At 45.4% G+C, this 23,237-nt stretch carries 18 protein-coding genes; 6 read left to right on the top strand and 12 right to left on the bottom strand.

The genetic code is table 11. The annotated features are described in order from the left end of the window. Positions 1-201 precede the first annotated feature (201 nt). The 6 genes from P6910_RS18410 to P6910_RS18435 form a co-directional block, all read right to left on the bottom strand. Complete coding sequence (locus tag P6910_RS18410; protein WP_317142710.1) at positions 202-1,452, bottom strand: hypothetical protein; 1,251 nt, start codon at positions 1,450-1,452, stop codon at positions 202-204. Positions 1,453-1,542: 90 nt separating this feature from the next. Next, complete coding sequence (locus tag P6910_RS18415; protein ID WP_317142711.1) at positions 1,543-1,815, bottom strand: hypothetical protein; 273 nt, start codon at positions 1,813-1,815, stop codon at positions 1,543-1,545. Between the two features lies 1 nt (position 1,816). Beyond that, complete coding sequence (locus P6910_RS18420) at positions 1,817-2,668, bottom strand: hypothetical protein (protein WP_317142712.1); 852 nt, start codon at positions 2,666-2,668, stop codon at positions 1,817-1,819. 374 nt (positions 2,669-3,042) lie between these two features. Further along, positions 3,043-3,597, bottom strand: a complete 555-nt coding sequence (locus P6910_RS18425; RefSeq protein ID WP_317142713.1) for a hypothetical protein — start codon at positions 3,595-3,597, stop codon at positions 3,043-3,045. A gap of 141 nt (positions 3,598-3,738) precedes the next feature. Continuing rightward, positions 3,739-8,151, bottom strand: coding sequence for a hypothetical protein (locus P6910_RS18430; protein WP_317142714.1), 4,413 nt, complete (start codon positions 8,149-8,151; stop codon positions 3,739-3,741). Positions 8,152-8,253: 102 nt separating this feature from the next. Next, positions 8,254-8,523 (bottom strand): hypothetical protein, encoded by a 270-nt coding sequence (locus P6910_RS18435; protein WP_317142715.1) that lies wholly within the window; start codon positions 8,521-8,523, stop codon positions 8,254-8,256. 293 nt (positions 8,524-8,816) lie between these two features. On the opposite strand from P6910_RS18435, the gene P6910_RS18440 reads away from it, so the two are divergent. Then, on the top strand, positions 8,817-9,053 hold the full coding sequence (locus tag P6910_RS18440) for a hypothetical protein (protein ID WP_317142716.1): 237 nt from the start codon (positions 8,817-8,819) through the stop codon (positions 9,051-9,053). A gap of 13 nt (positions 9,054-9,066) precedes the next feature. After that, complete coding sequence (locus P6910_RS18445; protein WP_317142717.1) at positions 9,067-9,342, top strand: helix-turn-helix transcriptional regulator; 276 nt, start codon at positions 9,067-9,069, stop codon at positions 9,340-9,342. A gap of 234 nt (positions 9,343-9,576) precedes the next feature. Here the strand turns inward: P6910_RS18445 and P6910_RS18450 are convergent, their stop codons facing one another. The 3 genes from P6910_RS18450 to P6910_RS18460 form a co-directional block, all read right to left on the bottom strand. Beyond that, positions 9,577-9,768: a hypothetical protein gene (locus P6910_RS18450; protein WP_317142718.1), complete on the bottom strand. Its 192-nt coding sequence runs from the start codon at positions 9,766-9,768 to the stop codon at positions 9,577-9,579. Between the two features lie 88 nt (positions 9,769-9,856). Then, entirely contained in the window at positions 9,857-9,985 is a 129-nt protein-coding gene (locus P6910_RS18455) for a DEAD/DEAH box helicase family protein (RefSeq protein WP_317142719.1), read from the bottom strand. A 39-nt stretch (positions 9,986-10,024) separates the two neighbouring features. Next, the gene (locus P6910_RS18460; RefSeq protein ID WP_317142720.1) at positions 10,025-13,309 is read right to left on the bottom strand and encodes a hypothetical protein; all 3,285 of its coding nucleotides are present in this window, start codon (positions 13,307-13,309) and stop codon (positions 10,025-10,027) included. A gap of 668 nt (positions 13,310-13,977) precedes the next feature. On the opposite strand from P6910_RS18460, the gene P6910_RS18465 reads away from it, so the two are divergent. Next, entirely contained in the window at positions 13,978-16,866 is a 2,889-nt protein-coding gene (locus tag P6910_RS18465; protein ID WP_317142721.1) for a hypothetical protein, read from the top strand. Positions 16,867-17,435: 569 nt separating this feature from the next. On the opposite strand, the gene P6910_RS18470 is transcribed toward P6910_RS18465, so the two are convergent. The 3 genes from P6910_RS18470 to P6910_RS18480 form a co-directional block, all read right to left on the bottom strand. After that, complete coding sequence (locus P6910_RS18470) at positions 17,436-18,428, bottom strand: TIGR01620 family protein (protein ID WP_317142722.1); 993 nt, start codon at positions 18,426-18,428, stop codon at positions 17,436-17,438. Continuing rightward, positions 18,425-19,855, bottom strand: coding sequence for a YcjX family protein (locus P6910_RS18475; RefSeq protein WP_317142723.1), 1,431 nt, complete (start codon positions 19,853-19,855; stop codon positions 18,425-18,427). Before P6910_RS18475 ends, P6910_RS18470 begins: the two co-directional genes overlap by 4 nt. 183 nt (positions 19,856-20,038) lie before the next feature. Beyond that, entirely contained in the window at positions 20,039-20,647 is a 609-nt protein-coding gene (locus P6910_RS18480; protein WP_317142724.1) for an HNH endonuclease, read from the bottom strand. Between the two features lie 293 nt (positions 20,648-20,940). Between P6910_RS18480 and P6910_RS18485 the strand changes: the two genes are divergently transcribed. From P6910_RS18485 to P6910_RS18495, 3 genes are all read left to right on the top strand, one after another. Beyond that, a complete protein-coding gene (locus tag P6910_RS18485; protein WP_317142725.1) occupies positions 20,941-21,252 on the top strand; it encodes an antibiotic biosynthesis monooxygenase in 312 nt (103 codons plus the stop codon). A gap of 20 nt (positions 21,253-21,272) precedes the next feature. Beyond that, positions 21,273-22,325: an acyltransferase gene (locus P6910_RS18490; RefSeq protein ID WP_317142726.1), complete on the top strand. Its 1,053-nt coding sequence runs from the start codon at positions 21,273-21,275 to the stop codon at positions 22,323-22,325. 151 nt (positions 22,326-22,476) lie between these two features. Continuing rightward, positions 22,477-23,226: an HAD-IIA family hydrolase gene (locus P6910_RS18495; RefSeq protein WP_317142727.1), complete on the top strand. Its 750-nt coding sequence runs from the start codon at positions 22,477-22,479 to the stop codon at positions 23,224-23,226. The last annotated feature ends 11 nt before the right edge of the window (positions 23,227-23,237 follow it).

Genomic DNA, 23,237 nt, shown 5'->3' on the forward strand with positions numbered 1-23,237 from the left:
CGTTTTTTCCCCTGCCTTTAATTGTCCTTAATCTTGACGAGGATGAGACTTCCCAAAGAATGCTTATAATTTAGACCCGTTAATTAAACGAAAGTTCCAATAAAAAAGAATCGCAGAGTTGAAAAAAAGCCACTGGCCAAGCCAATGCCATATAGAAGCATATAAAGTTCAAACGTTAATCCGCCTGAAAGAGTGGTTGTGTTATTGCAATTTTTCCAACTGGCTCTCAAGGTTTTTAATGCGATTATATGAAGCCCGATTTTCAATCACGCAGTAACATGGGTCATTGCAAACAGACACACAATCGGCTTTTAACGGGCCATAATGACAATAATCTATATAGGTAACCATTTCCTCCCAGTCAGGATAGTCTTGACAATTTGTCAGTTCGAAGCTCAACCACTCTTCAATAATCACCCGTTCGTCCTCACTCCAGCCTTTACGCAGAGGCAGGCAGTCCTTAATCAAGAGTTTTTTTAATTCACTGTGCTTTTCGTCCGGATTGAACATCGGGTATTCCGTACCTTTATCATTATAAAAAACCTCTTTCAAATAATCGTATTGGTCAAAAAAAATAAATGCACCGTGGAACTTCACCAAAGCCTGATACTCCTCGGGGGCAAAACTGTCTCTACCAGACCAGTTTTTATTCAGAAACTCATATAACGCTGTCGGCAACCTCGTTAATATTGAATCTGCCAGTGACTTCACTTCATCCCAGCTAGGGCTATCGTCTTTTTTATTAATAAAAACCAATCTATCATGGACATGCGATGTAAGGGCATCTTTAAGTTCTCCCGGATTGACATGCAAATCAAAACCGGAGGGGCTGGCAGAATTTTGTGGGTAAAGCAGCATTATGTCGTTTTCCTGAAACTTTGCCGGTGATTTTTCAGCGCCTGTTTTTACAACACCAGGTATTGGCGCAGTCATTTGATGCTCATCCAGCGATTGCTCCGGATGCTCACGGGAAACAGGAAGCCGGGTTACTGGCATCAATGTTTCATTCTCTGGCTGCAAAGGTGCAACGAAATTATGGTGTGCGGGTTCTGTGGGCCTGGAAAGATCAAATTCTGGTTTGTTTGTAGCGACTGTATCTACACACAAACCAACGACTCTGGTGGACATTCTGCTCTCTTTTTGATCTTTTGGTCCGGTTATGTGATCTGCTGTCAAATCGGGGCGATTGGCTCCCACTGGCTCACTGCTGACAGGGCTGACGGTTCTGCCGGAGAGATTGCCCTGATTCGATGGAGCATTTTCTACTTTTTCATCTGTTCCAGCACTAGAAGTAGAGGGAGTTAGCCCATAATCAAATGAGGGTTGTAGTAATCGATCCATTGTTTTATTCCTTACTTTAATTGTCCTTAATCCTGTCGAGGGAGCCAGTTTAAGAATGCATGCGTATATAGACCCTTTTATTTGACAAAAGTTCCAAAACAGAAAGATCATAGAGCTGAAAAAAGACCTCTGGCCGGTACAGTGTCGCAAAAAACAATGTGAATAGCCTGAGATGCAGGATGCACTGCGGGTTTATCAACGTCATTCCATCTCTTCATCGTATTGACCTGCGTAGGCAAAAATATTGCTGACCAACCGCGTAAGCCCCCGGGCCAGAGCGACCAGTGGAAAAACAGCGTTAATGGCTCCGAGGTTGAGCTGACCATTCGCTCTGCAGAAGTCTCTGGGAAATTTTTTCTGTATGTCCAGGGGATGCAGAGGTTTCGGGTACAATGTTTCATCGAGACAACCCTTCTGCTTTAAGTGTTCCGAGTAACACTCACCAGAGGGGGGAGAAGCACAAGAGCCTGTCACCTCACAAGGTTGCGGCAGTCCAGTAAAGGATCTCCTGAGCTGTGCGAGTCAACCATGAACGGTATTTAGAATCGTCTAACCGCATCAATTCTTGTAATCTCGACTTGGGCTTTAGTTCTTTTTCTTTTCCAAAAAACCCCGACAGGTATTCATTCAGTAACTGTTCAATAAAGTTTTCTGTCTCCTTCAATGCCTGTTGATTATGATAATGATAATCCGGGGAGTTCCGGCGCAGGCGCGACCTTAATAACACGGCTGCCAGCAGGTTTTCGCAAATGGCATTGGCAAAGCTTAGTCGCTGTATAACCTCTGGAGTATAACCCCAGGTTTTAGAGTCTTTGGAACCAAGACCGCTTTTCATGGAGCCATAGAACTCAACATCACCCCAATCCCGTAAGCCATCCCGGCCAAAATCAGGACGTTCAATCGCTTCGAGCCAGCCTTTAAAATCTCCGGGAAGTGGCAAGGCATAATAATCCGAGTTCCCCAACAACGGGCTCAGGAACACCCAACGACGTCCGGTAGCGTGAAATGCCGGTATCGTTGACGTAGGCATAATGCCAAACTGGCCATTAAGTACACCAATATCATGGATACCCTTCAATAGACCCTGCTCGGCAGCTGCATAAGGAGTGTCGGTTTCATCAGGAGTGTGAGCGTATTTACTGTAGTGCTCCGAAGCTTTGAAATGATAGACCTTGAAATCGCATTGACCATTAACAAAGCTCGCTTTTAAACGGTCAGTGAAACCTCTGGTACTCTCCGGAAGGTCTTTTTCCAGTACAACAAGGTACTGAGCAAAACGCGGTTTCTGACTTTTAAAACGATCATTTTCGGCAATAAATTGATGCATAATGCCTTCCTGTGCCAGAGTGGCTTCGGACTCTCCGACCCGCAGAAACTTATAGTAATCAACCTCCTTACCATTGGGTATTGCCAGCGTGCGACCACCAACAATGGTACCTTCTTTGTTAAACAGTGATATCGGGTGTTGGCCAGACTGAATGGTGTATCTTGGGGAATACCATACAGATTCGAATACTCAATAAGAAAATCAATATCACATTTCAATTCATCGGTTAGATCATCGTGATCACATCGGAAAGGTAAATACATAGGCTGGGCCAATAGTATACCCTTGGTTAGCTTATTTTTTGGTAGTTCTTGAATCGCAAAAATACCGTGTCTTACAAACTCTTTCATAAGAATTGGCGATTCATGATAAGCTCAAGGCAAATATCGACTAAGGTCTTGTCGTCTTATAAAGCTGATAATTTTAATGTATTGATCTTCTGTGAGTTCATGGCCTCGACCATCAACAAGCTTTTGAATCAGCTCGACTTGTTCTTCGGTGAAGATAGCAGTGTTCCTGCCCGGACTCGCTTTAAGCTTTTTTAAAGTTCCGGGTGCTGATGCTTCGGACTTTATCGAAAGACCAATATCTACAGCATCAGTAAAGTTCAGTTTTGTTTTGCGTACACTGGCTCCACAGGTATCTATATCTAAAACAACCACTCTGGATAAAATTCCGGTCTCTTTTTGATCTTTTACGGGTTCTGATTCGAAATTTTCTCGATTGACGCCCAACTTTCCACCGCTGACAGGTCTGACGACTCTGCCGGAGATATTGCCCTGATTTTCTTTAGCATTTTCTGGAATATCGGCTTTAGCTCTGTCAGAAGAGGAATTCGGCCTATGTTTAACTGAGGTTTGAGGTAATAGATTCAATGTTTTTATCCTTTCTTTAATTGTCCTTAATCTTGACCAAGGGAGTTCAGCCAAAGAATGCTTAAAAATTCAGACTCATTAACTAAACGAAAGTTCAAAAAAAAACACAGAGTCGGAAAAAGGCCCCAAGCCGGGCCAGGGCGAAACAGAATAATCTAAATAATGGATGCAGGATGCAATGGGGGGATATCAACGCTATTCCCAATCATCACCCTCAGTATATTGGTCTTCGTAGGCAAAAATATTGCTGACAAACAGGGTAAGCCCCTTAACCAGACTGATCAGGGGAAAAACAGAGCGCCTGGCCCCAAGAATGGACTGACCAGTAGCCAAGCGGAAATCTCTGGGGAATTTTTTATGCTCATCCAGGGGGTGTAAATGTTTCGGATACAGTGTTTTATCCAGACGTCCAGTGAGCTTCAGGTGTTCTGAATAGCACTCGCCGGAAGGGGTAAAAGCACAAGGATCTGTGACCTCATCAGGTTGCAGGGCAGTCCAGTATAGAATCTCCTGGGCTGTACGGGTCAACCATGAACGATACTTAGCATCGTCAAGTCCCATCAATTTCTGCAATCTTGACTTGGGCTGTAATTCTTTTTCTTTTGCAAACAAACCCGAAAGGTATTCGTTCAGTAGCTGCTCAATAAAGTTTTCTGTCTCTTTCACTGCCTGTTGATTTTGATAATGATAATCCGGGGAGTCGCGACGCAGGCGCGATCTCAACAACACGGCTGACAGCAATTTTTCGCAAATAGCATTGGCAAAGCTTAGCCGTCGAAAAACCACCGGAGAATAATCCGTAGTTTTTAAGTCTCTGCTGGTCAGGCCAGTTTTCACAGCGCCATAAGACTCCATATCGCCCCAATCCCTTAAACCATTCCAGCCAAATTCAGGACGTTCAATAGCTTCAATCCAGCCCGTAAACTCTCTGGGTAATGGGAAGGCAGAATAAAATGACTCTGCCAACAACGGACTCAGGAACACCCAGGGACGTTGGTTAGTGTAATAGGACGGTAACCTGGACTTAGGCATAATGCCAAACTGACCATTAAGTACGCCAATATCATGAATGCCATTCAGTAGACCCTGCTCAGCTGTCGCATAAGGAGTTCCGGTTACATCAGGAGTGTGAGCGTATTTACCATAGTTGTTTGTCGCCTTGAAGTGATAGACCAGACAGGCTCTTTTACCATCAAAATCGCTCGCTTGTAAGCAATCAGTGAAACCTTGGGTACTCTTGGGAAGATCCTTTTCCAGTACCAGAAGGTACTGGCCAAAACGGGGTTTCTGGCTTTTAAAGCGGTCACTTTTGGCAGCAAATTGATGCATAATGCCTTCTTTCGCCAGGGCCGTCTTCAACTCTCCGACCCGATGGAATTTATAGTAATCAACCTCCTCACCATTGGCTATTGCCAGTGTACGTCCACCAACGATGGCGCCTTCCTTCTCAAACAGTGTTATCGGATGTTGACCAGGATAAACCGGTTGAAAGTCTGTTTCAGCGGCACGAGCGAACTCTGACTTTAATTGTCGAGCGGAGTCTGCATCTGCAAAATGAAGACCAAATGCGTGAAGAACCACCAGTAGTTCGAATGCCGAAGTATTGGGCAGTTGAAATTCCAGAGGATTAACGGGTTCTGTGAGTTTTTCTGAAGAATCCAGTTTGAAAAAAAGTGCCGGATCTTTGAGAAAATCCAGAGTATCATCCAGCAATTGTCGGGGTAGATTATCCTTCAAAGTATGCAATAAGTCATCTTTATTGGCCACAAGTCTTTGTGCAAATGTATGTATGAGTCTTTGCCGGAGTATCGGGTCAGTGCAGCAACTTTCGAGGTATTCTTTGTCTTTAAAAAAGTACACAAACTCCCTGTGTCGTTCAATGTATTCTACTACAATGCTACGATCGACAGGCCGTAACTTTCTGAACAGAAGATGCTCTTTTCCCTTGTGAAAGGGCTTGGAATTGAGCACCATTTTATCTTGCTTCTTGAGGATTTGCTCTGGAAAACGAGTACGGGGTTTGAAAGACTCCCCAATGTGAGCAAGAACATAAGGATAAACAATATTCAGGACACGGACTTTAAAACTCTCATCTGCATTCACTGTTTTAAAGAAACCTTCAATTAGTCCAGGGTAAAAACCATGACTTACTTTAGGTCTCCTGCTTAATATGTCTAATAATGACTCCTTTGCTATGCCGATTAATTTCTGAAGCAAGGCATCATCCAAATTTACAGTGTAAAGCAAAATAAAAGGATTTACTTTGGTCAGTTTTTTTAATAATAAACCAAATTTTTCCCCATCTGCCTCATATCTTTTTAATGCAGAATTATGTACCTCATACAAGCAGGAATCGTCTGAATCAGAGTATAATACAGAATTGAACTTATCCAGCATTTCCAATTCGACTGTGACGACCTTGACCAGTAATTCTTCATAAAAAACAGGATCACTGGTGAACATTTTGTATTCATCGGAACAAATTCTACGAAAATTACGACGCAAATGTTTACCATTATTGATCGAACCAAGTATGGATTCTTTTGTCATAAAATGAATCGGAACGTCTGATAATTCACAAAAGCCATTTGCCAATTGTGAAAGGCAGAAGGCTTTGTTTTTATTTTTAATGTGTTCCGGAAGGTAATTAAGCTCGATCATTCCTGAACGAATGAGCTCTTCGTATAAGTAGTCACTTTTAAAACTGGCTGGAAGACGATGCAAGGACCCTATTTTTATCGCAGTGTCCAGGTGACAATAAATAAAAATTGCCAATTTTGCTGGTGTACCGTAGGGAATGCCATAACGCCCTGAAAATTCAATAAGAAAATCAATATCTATTTTCAATTCATCAGGTAATTTATCGTAGCTGGTAAGGGCATGAATATCATCGTCCTGAGCCAAAAGTATATCTTTAGTTAATTTATTTACTGGTATTTCGTCAGCGTATAAAACACCATTCCTCACAAAGTCTTTCATAAGACTGGGTGATTTTAGATAAGCATCAGGCACATATTGCCCGGAATTTATTATTGTAAAATGGTCGATAATGTTCACGAATTCATCTTCTGTGATTTCACTGGCCCTGCCATCAAGGACCTTTTGAATCAACTCGACTTGCTTCCCGGTAAGAAGAGCGGTGTTCACACCCGGACTGGCTTTAAACCTTTTTAAAGGTCCGGATGATGAGACTTCGGGCTTTACCATAAAATTTCTAAATAACGCAGGATGCAGCACCCACAGCACCGGTGGAACGTCGGAGAGCTTTCCTGATTTCCAGATACCACCTTCTGGCAGCAACGTTTTAACCACTGGCTGCAACACTTTAGCAAGTTTATCGTGGGGTGGAGTTATGATCGTTTTAAGGCTTCGTTCGTTATGTTGAGGAGAGGCCTGAAAATAAGGCTTGCCAGTATTCTCTGACTCCTGAGTGTTTTGCTGAAAAGAGGCTATAAAAAAGTGTAGAACCGCCTTTTCCAGCAGTTGCAGAACCAGCTCAGCGCGGTTGGCATTCGCCAGCTGTTTAATGGTCGCGTCAACGCTGGTTTTGATGTCGTGATGCGCCTGCAAAGTCATGCCAAAATGCGGGTATGGAAACAGTTTATAGGTCAATTGCAGATGGCTGTCGCATTCGGGTTGCTGCTCACCGCAAAGAGAGAGCTGACCGCTATGACCATCCGCCTCAAATTCAACGTTGCCAGCAACCTGTGACACAGAGAGGCTGGTTGAGGCCGAATCCGGATTTTGGATCAGAGCTATGGTGTTTTTAATGACCGCATCGCTCAGCAGGCTGGCAATAGAAAAACCATTGGCAAAATCTTTTGCCTCGTTATGCAACAACGACTCAATACTCACCGGTAAACTTTCTGAGTTTCCAGTATGGGTCAGTGTGACTAAAGTTGACTCCGTGCTTTTGTCTGAATAGTCAATATCAATGCGAATGGCATTTGCCGCCAAGGGTGAAACCCATGAGAGATCAATATGGACGACACCGTGTTGCGAACTGGTCTCGTAGAGTTCCAGCCAGGGGGAGTAATCCTCAGGTAATGGAGTCTCGGCCAGCCAGGGTCTGATGGATGGGTTCATTGGGAATGGCGTTATTCGCAAAGTCTGCTGGTGACTTTGCTGCTGGTAAATCAGCTCCAGGTAAAATCGCTTGCGGATGTGAGGAGGGTCCACCTGAATTTGTTCTGATCCCAAACGAGTCCCGGTATACCAACTGTACAAGGCACTTTTTACACCGGGCAAAATGGCCATGGACAAGACTTGAGCGGTGTGCAACATCAAAGGGTTTTCTGTCCAGCGACTCAGTGCAGAGGCTGTAGTTTTGCTCACCATCCAGTAAATCATGGCGTTAAATGCCAGCGTGGGCAGTGTGCGCAAACCGTTCAGTGATAAATAATCGCCATAACGGCGAAAAGTAAAGTCATCTCCAAGGCGGAAAAAGAAGCCTAATGGCGAGGTACTGTGAAACTCAAAATCAAAAGGTGAAAGTGTATTTAACCCGCTTTCAGCTTCACGATAATCCTGATTATCCGTATCTGAATTGCTGAAACTTACCCAGGATAACTGCAGGGTAAAAATAAAAAATAACGCGCAACTTCTCATGAGATTGTTTAAATCCAATCATTGATGAACGCACGAAAACAAATAATGGTCTTTATCGTTTTTACCATTGAAACAGGCATCAACAACTCATGACGACCGCCATCAGTGCAGGAGCCTAGTCAATATTTTTGATTCCGGCAAAAAAATCACACAAATTCCTCGCCCTTTCCGGTCTCGGGTCAAGGCTTCAAGACAGTTACCCGGTGGAACCTTCAGTTCATCCAGCATTAGCACAGAATCCAGCTGATTCAGATTTCTTGCGGCCATTCGCCAAAGCGACTGTGGACAGACTTTGCGGGCCAGGCGGGAAGCCTTATCGTTAAAAATATCTGCTGTAGCCTTGTCTTTGAAAGAAGCGATTATGGATTGCATGGTAGCACGGATACCATGCCACCATCGGATGAATATTCTGTTCGGTTTACAGCTCTCCGGCGAAGGTTTTTTGGCTGAGGGCGTTGAATAGAGCATCAGTCTCAAAGGATGCACTTTGAGCACGAGTTATAGATTCACCATCAGTCTGGATCCCATGTTCCAGCGTTGGAACCTATAGGCTCTCTTCATTTACTGTGCCTGACTTGTTGGGGAGTTATGCATTCCCACGGTGGACCGTGGGAACGAGTCAACCCGGCTGGAAAAAAAGTTCACACCTGTGTTAACCTGTAACCATGCGTGTAATCAGTTTCTATACAACGGAAGACGGCAAAACGCCTGTTGCTGATTTTCTGAATACCCTGAGCAGCCAGCAGGCTCGAAAGGTCACCTGGGTTCTGAAGCTGGTTCAGGAGCAGGAGAAAGTACCGAGCAGTTATTTTAAAAAGTTGGTTAGCACTGAGGAAATCTGGAAGAGAAGACACCGTCAAAAGCCATCAGGCTGGCAGAAAAGCGTCGCATGGATTATCTGAACAGGAGGATACCATGAGTGATCTGGATCAATACATTCAAGATAGGAAAGCCCGAGACCCGGAATTTTCCGACGGTTATGATGAGGGCTATGAGTCGTTCAAGTTTGGAGTATTGCTCAAGGAGGCCAGAAAAGAGGCAGGGTTGACCCAGCTCCAGCTGGCACAAAAGCTTCAAACCCATAAAAGCGCGATATCCCGTATCGAAAACAATTCTGAGGATGTAAAACTCTCCACAATTGAGCGCTTTGCTGCCGCCCTGGGTAAAAAGCTGGAAATTCGGCTAGTATAACCTGCATCTGGACTTTTATTTCACCCATCAGGGCTGTGGTTTCTTGCGACGTTTCTAACACTGCTTCAAGTATGAACAGTAGCCAGCCTTCCCAGTCTCCTTTTGCTCTCTCACTGCTTGTAATCGTGAGTAATACTGAGCCTTGTTTCGAATGATGCCCTGCCCCCGGACATCCAGCCATTGCGTTAGAGGGCCTATTTCATCCTGAAGTTGCTGCCGGGTTTGTGGTGGGAACTATTCCAGGACTTTCAGATCCCTGAGCCGGTAGCGGGTTTGCCATTTCTCCTGGACAGCAATGGAGCTTTCATCCAACCCTTCCACTTGCTCCTGCAATTGCCTGACGATGATTTTCAGGCTGCCCTGTTCAAACTTTTTCTGCGCGGCTTTGCCCAGTTCAATCCGGGCTTCAAGACGTTTTTGGGCCAATGATTTGCTTTGGCTGACTTCTCCTTCTCCGGGGTCTTCTTCAAAGTATTCAAAGTTGCCCCAGTGATCGAAGATCAGGAAATTTTCTTTATGTCAGAGCAATGGCGATTCGGGTTTTACCGGTGCCTGTGGCTTGCACAATCAAAGCCTTGCGATGACGGTCAGAAAAACGCTCGCTGACTCGACTGATACTTTCTACCTGATAAGGACACATCATGACTGGAACAGCAGAGGCTACGCCATTGGATCTGCTTATCTACAAATTAGAGCAGGCCAAATTATCATCCTCGGAGTATTGATCTGAGAAAGCAAAAATATTGCCGGCCAACAGCGTAAGCCCCTTGGTGAGACTGACCAGAGGAAAAACACCGTTAATGGCTCCGAGATTGAGCTGACCATTGGCTTTGCAAAAGTCTCCGGGGAATTTTTTCTGCGTGTCCACAGGATGCAATTTCGAGTACAACATTTCATCAAGATGTCCATTTTTCTTTAAGTGCTCTGAGTAACACTCAACAGAAGAGGGAAATGCACAGGGGTCTTTGACCTCATGAGGTTGCAGGGCCGTCCAGTACAGGATCTCCTGAGCTGTCCGAGTCAGCCATGAACGGTATTTGGTATCGTTTAACCCCATGAACTCTTGCAATCTTGCCTTGGGCTGTAATTCTTTTTCTTTTGCAAACAGGCCCGACAGGTATTCGTTCAGTAGCTGTTCAATAAAGTTTTCTGTCTCTTTCAATGCTGATTGTTTTTGATAATGATAATCCGGGGAGTCCCGACGTAAGCGTGATCTTAATAAAACAGCTGCCAGCAGGTTTTCGCACAGGGCATTGGCGAAGCTTAATCGTTGCATAACTTCTGGAGTATAACCCGCCGATTTAGAGTCTGCGGCAGCCAGGCCACTTTTCATAGAGCCATAAAACTCCACATCGCCCCAATCCCGTAGACCAGCCCAGCCAAAATCAGGACGTTCAATAGCTTCGATCCAGCCTTTGAAATCCCCGGGTAATGGGAGGGCAAAATATTCCGAGTTCCCCAACAACGGACTCAGAAACACCCAACGACGTCCGATAGCGTGAAATGACGGTATCGTTGACGAAGGCATAATCCCAAACTGGCCATTCAGTAAGCCAATATCATGAATGCCATTCAATAGACCTCGCTCTGCAGTCCCATAAGGAGTGTTTTTTTCATCAGGAGTGTGAGCGTATACACCATAGTCTTTTGTCGCTTTGAAGTGATAGACCAGTACGGCTCTTTCACCATTAACATTGATGACTTGCAAGCGGTCAGTGAAATCTCGGGTCTTCTCAGGGAGATCCTTTTCCAGTACGGCAAGATACTGGCCAAAACGGGGTTTCTGGCTTTTAAAGCGGTCACTTTTGGCAATAAATTGATGCATAATGCCTTCTTGCGCCAAAGTAGACATGCACTCTCCGACCCGATGGAACTTATAGTAATCAACCTCTTCACCATTAGGTATTGCCAGTGTACGACCACCAACGATGGTGCCCTCTTTTTCAAACAGTGATAGCGAATCCTGACCAGAATAAACCCGTTGAAAGCCTGTTTCATCGGCATGGGCAAACTCTGACTGTAACTGACGACCGGAGGCTATATCCGCAGGTTTAAAACCCGATGCGTGGACTGCCACCAGCAATTCGAAGGCCGAGGTATTGGGCAGTTGAAATTTGAGAGGATTAACGGGTTCTGACAATTTGTCGGAAGAATCCAGTTTAGAGAAAAGTGCCGGATCTTTGAGAAATTTCAGAGTATCATCCAGTAATCGTCGAGGTAGACGATCTTGCCAGTATATCAATAGCGCCTGTTTGTCGGCAACCAACCTTTCTGCAAGTATGTGTATGAGCTTTTGCCTGATTATTGGATCAATGCAGCATCGCTTCAGATATTCTTTGTCGTTAAAAAAGTACAAGAAATTCAGATTCCGTTTAATGTAATCTAATACAATCTGAGGTTTGGCTGGCCGTAACTTTCGGCTCAGAAAGTGACTATATCCCCTGTCAAAGGGTTCAGTATCAAGTACTATCTTATCTTGCTGTTGCAGAATATCCTCAGAAGTCTTACTGTTATTCTGGTAAGGAAAATACTGATAGACAATACTCAAGACATGGCTTTTAAATTCGTTATCTGCATTAACTTTATCAAAGAAAGCTTTAAGGACTTCAACATGAAAGCCCGGAATTACTTCAGGCCTTCCGCTTAATATCTTCAATAATGAATCCTTTGCTTTTTCGATTAAATTCTGCGGCAACTCACCATTTAAATCCTCAATATAAACTAAAAAAAAAGGATTAACTCTTACCAGTTTCTCAAATAACAAAGCAAGCATTTCTGCGTCTGACTTATATCTTTTTGAGGCGAAACAATATGCTTGCATCATACATAAATCCCCTGAAGAATATTTCAATGAATCATCATATTTAATCACATTTTCCAAATCAGCTGTTACAGCCCTGATCAGTACTTCTTCAAAAAATACAGAATCCTTGATAAACACTTTGAATTGATCAAAAAAAACTCTAAGAAAATTAAAATAGTAATATTCACCCTTGATCGAGTCCAGAATGGATTCTTTCGTCAACAAATGAACCGGAACTTCTGATAATTCACACAGGCCTTTTGATAATTGCGAAAGACAGTATTCTTTGCTTTTGTTCTTAACATGTTCTGGAAGGTCTTTAAGCTCTATCATTCCTGAATGAATGAGTTCATCGTAAAAATCATCATTTTTATTTTTAAAGCTGTCTGGAAGTTGATTGAGAGATTTTATTTTCTCCGTGATGTCCAGATGATCATAAATAAGAACAGCCAGTTCCGGTGGTGTACCAAAGGGAATACCTTTGCGGGCTGAATATTCAATAAGAAAATCAAGATCTGTTTTCAATTCGTCTGGTAGTTCAACGAAGTCACAACAACTAATACCAAAACCACTCTTAGACAAGAGTATATCTTTAGTCAGTTTATTCTTTGGTATTTCATGAACTTTCAAAATACCATTCCTTAAAAACTCTTTCATCAAGGCGGGTGATTCTAAATAGGCTCGGGGTACGTGATCTCTAAAATTTTTTCGTGAAAAATAGCCGATAACGCTCTTAAATTCCTCTTCTGAGAGTTCATGGCTTCGACCATCAAAGACTTTTTGAATCAGCTTGACTTGTTTTTTGTTTAAGATAGCAGTGTTGCCACCCGGACTGGCTTTAAACTTTGTTAAAAATCTGGGTAATGATGCTTTAGGTTTTACCCTAAGAGCAATATCTCCGGCACCGGTAAAGAGCCGTTTGCATTGAGTGGCTTCACAGGTATCTGAATCTAAAGCAACAGCTCTGGAGGAAATTCCGATCTCTTTTTGTCGATCGGCTGTGAAATCTTCGCAATTGACTCCAAATGCACCACTGCTGGCGGGGCTGACGGCCCTGCCGGAAACAATGCGCTTCGCTGTGGCATCTTCTATAAAAGCGGCTGTAGCACGGTAAGAAGAGGCATTTGGCACCTGATTACGTGAGTCTTGAGATAATGGTTCCATCGTTTTTATCCTACTTTAATTGTCCTTAATCTTGATGAGGGTGAGCCCACCTGGAGAGATATTGTAATTTAGACACGTTAATTAAACGAAAGTTCCACAGCTGAAGAATCCTAGCAGCCTGTCGGACTTGAGCGTCCGTAGCGAGGATTGCGAGAAATTGAGGATAAAAATTTCTGATTCCGAGGAGAATAGCGAGCTATTTGACGAGGGAGCAGGAATTTTTAGACCAATTTATCGCAACCGCAGTAGGACAGTCTTAAGTCCGACAGGCTGCTAGAGTTGAAAAAAAGCCGCAAGCCTGATCAGCCCAATACAAAATCATATAAGTACCTGGCCAGGTACTTAAATAGCCTGAGATGTTGGATGCACTGGTGGGATATCTAGGTCATTTCATATTATTATCCCCAGTGTATTGATTCTACCTTGCCATAGCTTGAAAAAAAATTGCTATTAAGCCCTGTAATGATGATCACTCTCTCTCTGATGGTCTATCCTGCTATTCGGAGTCGTTATGAGCTGAGCTTATTGATACGCTGAACGTTAAATCAAAAAGAAAAGCATTTACTTGGAATGACAGAAAGTCCACCGACAAGAATTCTTATACTTTGCCAGACATACTACTCAAGTTATTGCTGAGCGGAACGGTGTATTGCGGATATCAGGGTGATATGAAAAAAATAGATTACTGGCAGGCTGTTTGCAGATTTCTTTTTTTCTGCTTCGTAGTACAACTGGCAACGATCCAACAGGCAATGGCCGTGGATAGTCTCGGACATGTTTCGCTGAGTTCATTGTTACCCTTGCTGGCCACTGTTTACCGCAATATTCCCGAAGCAAAGAGCCCATTGCCTGACCTGAATCTGCCACCGCAGCCTGAACATCGTCACGGAGACAGTTCATGCCCTTTTGATACCACCGTTTCCGTCGTTACGCCGCAATACCGTCAGATAAAGTTACAAATCGCCTTGGCTGAAGGCCATATCTGGCAATCCTCAGGCAGTAATGTACCTTTGGATCTGGAGCCCCATCATCTTCCCGGCGCCGTAAAATACATTGATCCAACGGGACATTGTCACAAGCACTGGGTTATTCAGGGTATCGCCACACAGGACATGCCACCAGACATCGACCCGGAAGACCCTGAAAACAGCCTGACACCATCGCTGAGTAATAGTCCTGACTTATCCACACCCTTTAATTTCACCCATCTTTTTGCAGGCAATGCACTGGATAGATCTGATAGCAATGACCTTGACGCGGTACAAAATCCTTTAACCCACCTCCTTCCTGCCCCCTACCCCCTGTCAATCCGTTATGCTGAATCCGGCCTGTCGGTTTTATTCCAGGATTCAATCTGGCTAAGGCTTAATCAGGAAGAATCGCTGGTTCTTGCACCTTCGGAGTATCCCGCCGTGGCCAAAGTCAGCGATATGTCCGATGAAAACTGGCCGCAACTTATTGCGGCTGAGTCTGTCCACAGGAACACCGATGGTGTCAGGTCTGTCTTGAGATGGGCCAATAAGCTGATACAGAACACACTGTCCGATGATCCGTTATTAAGATTTCTCGCATTCATTCACGGGACAGCCTTTCAGGTACAGGACAGTAATGGACAACTGTCATACATTATCCATTGCAACGGCAAGTTGTTATCCATCAGCAGGTTCGAAGCCTACTTAAGGTTCAGTCTCTATAGCCAGAGCTTTCTTGAGTCACTGTATCCGGAGATTTTCGGCCCATCGCTACCCGCGGGTGGCGGCTGGCATGAATGGAACCGCTGGATTCGCAAGAAGCCTTTTCATCCCTATGAGAGGTCTGAACAGGATGCCAGTAAGCGTTCTGTTGCTCAGAGACCTGTAAATCCTGAAGGCAGGAATAATGAAAGAAATGACAGATCGACCCGATCTGAAGCTCATGCAATGCATCACTCAGAACAAACCCGGGAACCCGGAACAGCGTCTACCGAAAGGGATGGCAGGCAAGCACAGATAGACCGGCAGAAAGTTGAAGCTATTTACGATTATCAACCTCCGGAAAACGGCGATAATTCACCTATTCCGTTATACGCTACCGCTTTTCTTAATGGCAAACAGCAACATTTGTATTGTCCGGTTTGCACTGAGTTCATTACCGGAGAAGCGAAAGCCTGCACTTCGAGTGTTCCTCACAGTGTCTGCATTGACTGTTTTGACGAAATGACTAAAGCAAAAGTGAGAAACATCAAAGAATGCATTTCTTGCCGTGAGAAAATGCATAATCATTCATTCAACTATGAAGACGCTGCTGCGGTTGTCATGTTCCAATGTCCGTTAGGCTGTGGGCACAGTTGCCCGCTGGCATTCATAAAAAACCATATCAAAGAGCAGCATACCCCCGGTTCATCCGAAGATCGATCAGTGCCAATGAACCAAGAAGAGGAAGTGCAGGCGATGCCTCCGGGGAGCGTGTTATTTTATGGTGTGCCTGTAATGGCAGAAGATAAAGACAGGGTTGAACAATTTCTTCATATCTGCCGCCAGATTAATGATCCCGAACACCTGCAACTGGCAGGCGCATTTACCCGGGTCTTCGAGGCACTTCAAAACAGCATCGAACAGCCAGCCAGTTTTCATTCTGGACGGGAGAGCACAGACGCAGCTTGTCATAATAATCACCCGTCGTATGCTTTTTTCAATTCCAGAGAGAAAAATCTTGATTCGGCATACTTGCAGTGTGTCAGAAATACTGATGAACAAAGCGCCAAATGCCGTTTTTGTAACGTTCGCATAGGGTTGAATCAAAATGTGCTGGCTATACGGGAACATTTAAGCAAATGCTCAAAAATCGGTTTCTGCCGTAACAGAGATGATGGCTGTTCTTTTCAACATCAGCCTGCCCTGATGCCGATACACTTGTTAAAATGCCGTTATAACAAAGTTAAGTGCCGAATATGCCATCAACAGGTAGCTTTGACGAAAATGAGCAGGCACAGGGAAAACTGCCTTTCCAGTGTACGACTGAATCAGGATAATGCCTTATTTTATGACAGAACCGAGCAGAAGCCTGTTAAGCTCTACGGGGGACGAGATAGAGAGGAGGCTATTCCAGTGTTTAAGAAGCCAGGAGAAGATACTTACTATTGCAAAATTTCAAAGCTTTTTTATGAATCAATAACCGAAAGAGGACATAAATCGGGAAAACACTCTGTAAAGTTTATCGGTAATAATCCTGATGACTCCGATGGTTTTTCTGTAGATTTCAGATTTGATGCCAGAGAAGGTAGTTTGTTTCTTCGTATATTTCCGGAAGCAGAACATCGCCGCATGGCACTACCCATCGTTTTTAATGGAAAAGGTGAAAAGCTGGAAGACATACCCTTTGTGATGCGAGGAGATTCCTCATGTGACCTCTGTGGTTACGAGGTTAATCTTGATACGATGACTCATCCAGATCCGTATCCAATATGCCTGACAGAATTACTTTTTAATACCGTGTATAGTCAGGACAGAGGTCGTCACAACAATGGTTTTCCTGAATGTGTTTACGTTCAGATTAAACTTACCCCGGTTGGCCAGTAGAGCATTTTTTCCTGAACCATACAGTGAGGGGGTCTGGTTGAAAGCGAACCTGACACGAACAAAGGCCCAGGCAAGTAGCACATCATGATGCTTTTCCCTGTTACTGTTAAAACTCTGTGGGAAAAGAGCCATGAAGTGGTTAATCGAGAGTTCATTTCAAACCGGCGCTTGTGGGTCACTCAGGGGTCGTCGATAACATTGGGCTGGCTCGGGCTGTCCTGGTCTTTTCGCAGCAAGGTCCGGAATAGTCCTTCCGCATTGCTGAAATTCTTCTTTTCAAGTTCTGTGAAAGCAGAATCGATTCTACCTACAGTCGTACTGAGATTTATCTCTTTCCCCAATGGAATAAACGTTGAACGCGTTTCGCTTGTCGATGCTATAAAGTCTCAACTTGTTGAGGGTGTGTTTGAATGTCCTGTTACGGGATCTGATGTCAAATCTGCACGATTGACTGCTTTCCTGACATGAATTTGCAACTCTGTATGTCTTTTATTTAGGCAAGTGTGCCCCCCAAGAAATGCTCACATCTATAGACCCGTTAATTAAACGAAAGTTCCAAAAAAAGACCGTTAGTCGCTATCCTTCTGAAACCTTGCCCGGATTGAGCTGATGATCTCTTTCGCCATTTTCCCCATTCCCGGCCGCTGACCTTCTGTAAAAGGCATCGGGCGGCACAGTTCCATGGCCAGAATACCGATTCTTGCGGTATAGAAACCGATACCTGCCCCCGTTGCAGCCTGGCTACTGATCGTGCTAATCAGTTTGCTGGAGGCCAGATCCGCCAGCTGGTCTGTGATGAGTTCTGTGCTGCCAGCCAGAGCCATCTGGGTCAGCGTCATCTTTAACAGTCTTACTCTTGCCGACAGGGAGGGACGGAGGCCATAAATCTGGCAGATTTCATCCAGCATCTTCAGGCAGCGCCAGCCTGACAGCAGGATATCCAGCAGTGCCAGCGGACTGATAGCCACCAGGATCGCCGTTTGCTGGCTGTGCCGGGAAATTCTGGAGATAGCCTGTTTATCCAGATTACGGAACAGCTGCTGATCCAGGTGCTGCAGGGTTTCAGCATCATCCGCATAATCAGGCAATGTGCTCAGGGCTTTTTCCAGCAAAGGTTGATGGGGCTTATTCCGATAAAGAGCAGTTAATTTTGCCAGCCAGGTTCTGGCGTGTCCGCATGAGCGCGCTTTAAGAATACTCTCAGCGTCTGATTGTAACTGGTCGATACCTTTGAATTCTTTCTGATAGCCGAAGTATTCCCAGGCTGCTTTTCCCAGCAGGCCGATAAGGCCAGCTACCAGCAGGCCAAATACAGCAGCCAGTGCCCAGTGGGTCTGACTCAGGAAATGAAAGAATTCAACCGTCTGCCAGATGGCCAGAATAGTAATCAGGGCGAGGATGCCTTTTGCTGCACGACTTAGAAAACGCAGAGGCTTAAGTGATAGCGAGGGATCAATTAATAGTGGCAGATTCTGATCGTTGCTCAGGGATTCCGGAGTTTCCAGCTCAACACTTTGATCCAGGGGAATAAAGAATTCGTCTTTCTCTTGGGTGGGTTTCATTGAAATTTATCTCCCAGCAGATCATTCAAAACGCTGTCCAGACGAATGTGAGGTAACCGGCTTCCGATGTTTAGTTGCAGTCCGACCGGAGGTAACAGCCTGCGCAGATGCCACGGTCTGGAATTCTGCCAGTAGTCATTGTCGGGATACTGCTCTGGCAAGGGAGGGTGGAGAAGAAGGCCAGGGCCCTCTTCGGTATTGCCTTTCAATACTCTCTGGCCCTGGTGATCAACATAAGTTGTGGAGCGGACAGAGGCGATGGCCTCGCAACGAATATCAACCTCCTTAAAAGTGGCCTGTCGCTGTGACTCTCTGACCAGAGACGCTGTCAGTGATCGTACCTGTTCATGCTGATCAGGCAAGACCTGATCGATTTTACTGGCTGCGAAGACAATCCGGTCAATCCGTGGCTGAATCAGTCGGCGAATAATATTGTTGCTGCCGTATTCAAAGTTTTGCAGAACCTGGGTCAGTGACAGCCTCAGATTATCCATGGCTTCCTGCCCCTGATTCAGGCTCTTCAATACATCGATAAGGACCAGCTGGCGGTCAATGCGTTGAAAGGTATTTTTGTAGAAAGGCCTTACCCACCGTTTCAGATAATGCTGGTAATTGGTTTCACAGATTCGATAGAGCGCATCGACAGGAGCAGCCGATTGGTCCGCTTCACTCAGCTCCACCCGTTGCGGCAGGGGAATAAATGGGAAATGGCTTTCAGGGCTGTCAGAAGCCAGATGCAACAGACGTCCGGGCTGAATCATCGTCAGCCCCTGTTGCTGGCAACGTTTCAGAAAATCCAGCTGTTGCTGCCAGAGCGAGTTCAGCCTCCACTCGTCCAGAGGTTCCAGAACGTTCAGTGATTTCAGTTGAACTAAAAAAGGATCTTCTGGCATGGCTGCTGCCAGTTTTCGGCTTTGCTGGCACCAGTCGTGATAACTCATTTCCAATAGTGGAAGGTCCAGTAACCATTCCCCAGGATAGTCGTGTATTTCCAGATAAAGGCGACTAATACCCGGTTTTTTTCCGGGGATTATATGACTGCGGGCGCGGTATTTGATTTCCAGCAAACATCCCGACGCCTGTCGTGTGGCTCTGGGCCAGACTTGCCTGTCCAGTGAGGTGGCGCCCTCTTGGTAGGGAAACAGAGGCAGATCGTTGAGTGGGGAAATTTCTACACCCAGCAAGCGACCCTGCAGGGCGGGTGGTAATGCGGTCAGAGCAGCATCAGGGTAGTAACGAAGCTGATGGATAAGGCTGGTGATCAGAGTAGTCTTGCCGCTACCACTTAGTCCGGTAATCCCCAGGCAGACTCTTTGGTCGAGCAGACGGTCGACACCGGCAGCCACCGAAAGTGACGTTGAACTGGCCAGGCTTTTCACCCTGTCGCCGGCTCTTTTCAATCTCTCTTTGAGGTCTTGCTTTCGCACATCAATCTTCTATTTTTGTCCGTTCCTCTCATAGTGCTGTAGGCTTGGGTCATTTTCAAGGGTGGGCCTATAATCGACTACTGTTTGAAATGCAGCCTGTTACTGGAGATGAGGCCGGGTTTCATGCTGCACCCTGGCAGACTGCTTTTCGACAATGACAGACATCACTAAAAAGAAGAATCATTAGATGAAGTCATCAATCAGTTGTGCAGGCTCTTTGTCCAGACGATCCGGATGAAGACTCCAGCGACAGTTTTTAGAAAACTGGCTGCTGAGATAATCCGCCTGCTCCGGCAAAATCCGGTGGCTATTCACCAAAGCCAGATATTCAGCAGCATTTGGTCGATAGGGTAACGCCACCAATGTCATATCCAGTTCTTCCAGCAAACGATCACTTTTAAATTGATTGCATCGCTTGCAGGCAGCCACCACATTCATCCAGTCGTCTTGTCCGCCCCTTGAAGTAGGCAGAATATGGTCGCGGGTCAAAAACCGGCGTGTCAGGAACTTGCCACAGTACATGCACTGGTGATTATCACGTTCGAAAAGAGAAGTGTTAGTTAAGGCTGGATTAGTGCGGACAGGGAAGTGTCGTTTACCACCACAGGCAATAATGCTGGGTAATTCAATGACCGTCTGGGTGCCAAGCCATCGGTTATAGCCACCTCTTACCCGATAAATGATGTCACCAAGGCTCCAGCGGATCAGGTCTCTCGAGTAGAGACAGACTGTCTCCTGCCAGGTCAGCCACTCCACCGGTTGTCCGGCAGCATTCAGTCGCAGAATATACATAATTCAGCTCCCGTTTTTTCATCCATGACCCTCTTTTATTAACTTATCGAAATGAAATGCACTTGCCAATGCCCTATTCCCGACAACTGTTTGCTAACACTTGAACTTTTGTTTGAAAAACACAGTCAGGGACTGCCTTTATTTTAAATCAGAATCGATTCCGACACTGACTTTCTGAAACCACAACCCAACCAGAGTTGGAAAGACAGACATGCCGTAAAGGATTCTGATAGTCTTTTTTCACGGGACGGAGCTTGTCTCCCCTGCGACAGAACGACAGCGGAGTGATAACAATGATACTGGAAGTAGCCATCCTGGATGTAAAGTCGGGCCAGGAGGTTGGGTTTGAACGAGCCTTTGCCCAGGCACAGGGCATCATTGCCAGCATGAAGGGTTACATTAACCATCAGCTACAAAAATGTCTGGAGAAAGATAGCCGTTATCTGCTTTTGGTGAACTGGGATACACTGGAAGATCACACAGAAGGCTTTAGAGGGTCAGAAGAGTATCAGGAGTGGAAACGATTGCTGCATCACTTTTATGATCCCTTTCCAGAGGTGGATCACTACACCAACACTTTAATAAGTAGTTTCCCCCCTGAATAAGCAATGAAGCAGACTTCATAATGGACAGTCACCCAGCAAGAAGAATCAGGCCAATGTCATCAAAAAGAGAACCTGTGTTTTATCTGGATCTATTACGTGTTGTGGCCGCAGTAGCCGTGATTATTATCCACGTATTGGGACCCTATCGTGACCTTTACGGGCAAATTCCCATGTCGGACTGGCTCACAGCCGTCACCTTTAACAGTTTTTCCCGCTGGTGCGTTCCCATTTTTATCATGATCACCGGCATGTTGTTTTTATCAGACAAACGCCCTTTTGACCTGGATTACTTCCTCAGACGACGGGTGATGAAAGTTCTGGTGCCCTTCCTTTTCTGGGCCGTGTTTTATTCCTTTCTGGCAGGACTCACACCCACTTTTGATTACCAGTGGACCAGGGCCATTGATACCCTGAAAGAACTCCCCTATGAAAGCACCTGGTACCACCTTGGCTTCTATTACTATTTTATTCCTCTTTATCTTGTCATTCCTTTTCTGAGACCTGCTGTTCACACCATGCCCGATGATCTGCTTAAATTTATGGCCGGGGTCTGGTTATGGCTGACATTGAGTTACCTAATCAGGATCGAGACTTTCTGGCATATCAATACACTCCTGTACGGTGGTTATTTAATCTGGGGTTACTGCCTTGCAAAGTATGATACCCGCAAGCATCAACCATTGATTATTGCTGGCGGTATTATTGGGCTGATGCTTACTTTAGGTGGTGTGCTCTGGCTCAGCACCGACAAGGGAGCCTACAGCTTTGGTCGATTTAACTCCTATAAAACCATTAATACCGTTCTTGTGGCGACCATGGTCTTCTGTCTTGCCAAGCACTATGGCGACAGGATTCAGGGTAGAAGTAAAAACATTATTTCCATGTTCAGCCGTTACAGTCTGGGCATTTATCTGGTACATCCTCTTCTGCTCTGGCCCGTCAGAGCCTACGACCTCTATCCAGCCAGCGCCATTATCATGATTCCCTTCTGGACTGTTGTGACCTTACTGGCCAGTACCGCTTTCGTCTGGCTACTCAGTCGAAGTCGTTTAACCCACTGGATGGTTCCCTGATCTGGAGAGTGTCGCAAAAGTAGCGAGCAAAGAGACCAGATTCTATCCGGTAACGGGGAGGTAAAACTCCTCGCTGAAAAGCTATCTGGCCTTCTGGCTTTCAAGCCCCTTATAATGCCCTTCCCACAGTTCAACCTGATCAGATATCATTATGTCTAAAAGCGTGATTTGTGACATTGACGGCGTAATCCTGCATGACAACTCCCTGATCCCCGGTGCTGATGATTTCATTCACAGTATGCAGGAGCGGGACATCTCCCTGATCATGCTGACCAACTACCCCTCCCAGACCGAAAAAGATCTGCAAAACCGCTTTGCTTCTGCTGGTATCACTATCCCGGAAAGTTGCTTTTTCACTTCCGCCATGGCCACTGCGGAATTCCTTAAACGACAGGAAGGTCAGAAAGCTTATGTTATCGGCGAAGGTGCCCTGGTTCACGAACTGTATAAGGCTGGCTTCACCATTACCGATATCAATCCGGACTTTGTTGTCGTGGGTGAAACCAAGAACTATAACTGGAACATGATCCACACCGGTGCCCGGTTTGTCTCTGAAGGGGCACGCTTTATTGCCACAAATCCCGATACCCACGGCCCCAAAATGACTCCGGCCTGTGGTGCACTGTGTGCTCCTATCGAGCGGATTACAGGCAAAAAACCCTTCTATGTAGGCAAGCCCAGTGCCTGGATTATCCGTGCCGCCCTGAACAGGATGGAGTCACACTCAGACAATACCGTCATTGTGGGTGACAACCTGCGCACCGATATTCTTGCAGGCTTTCAGGCTGGTCTTGAAACCATACTGGTTTTATCCGGTGTATCACGCCTCGCCGATATCGATCAGGTTCCATACAAGCCCAACCATATTTTCGATTGTGTAGCGGATATTGATATTATCTAAGCCGGTTTAAT

It is taken from the genome of Endozoicomonas sp. 8E (genome assembly GCF_032883915.1).
Lineage (GTDB): Bacteria > Pseudomonadota > Gammaproteobacteria > Pseudomonadales > Endozoicomonadaceae > Endozoicomonas_A.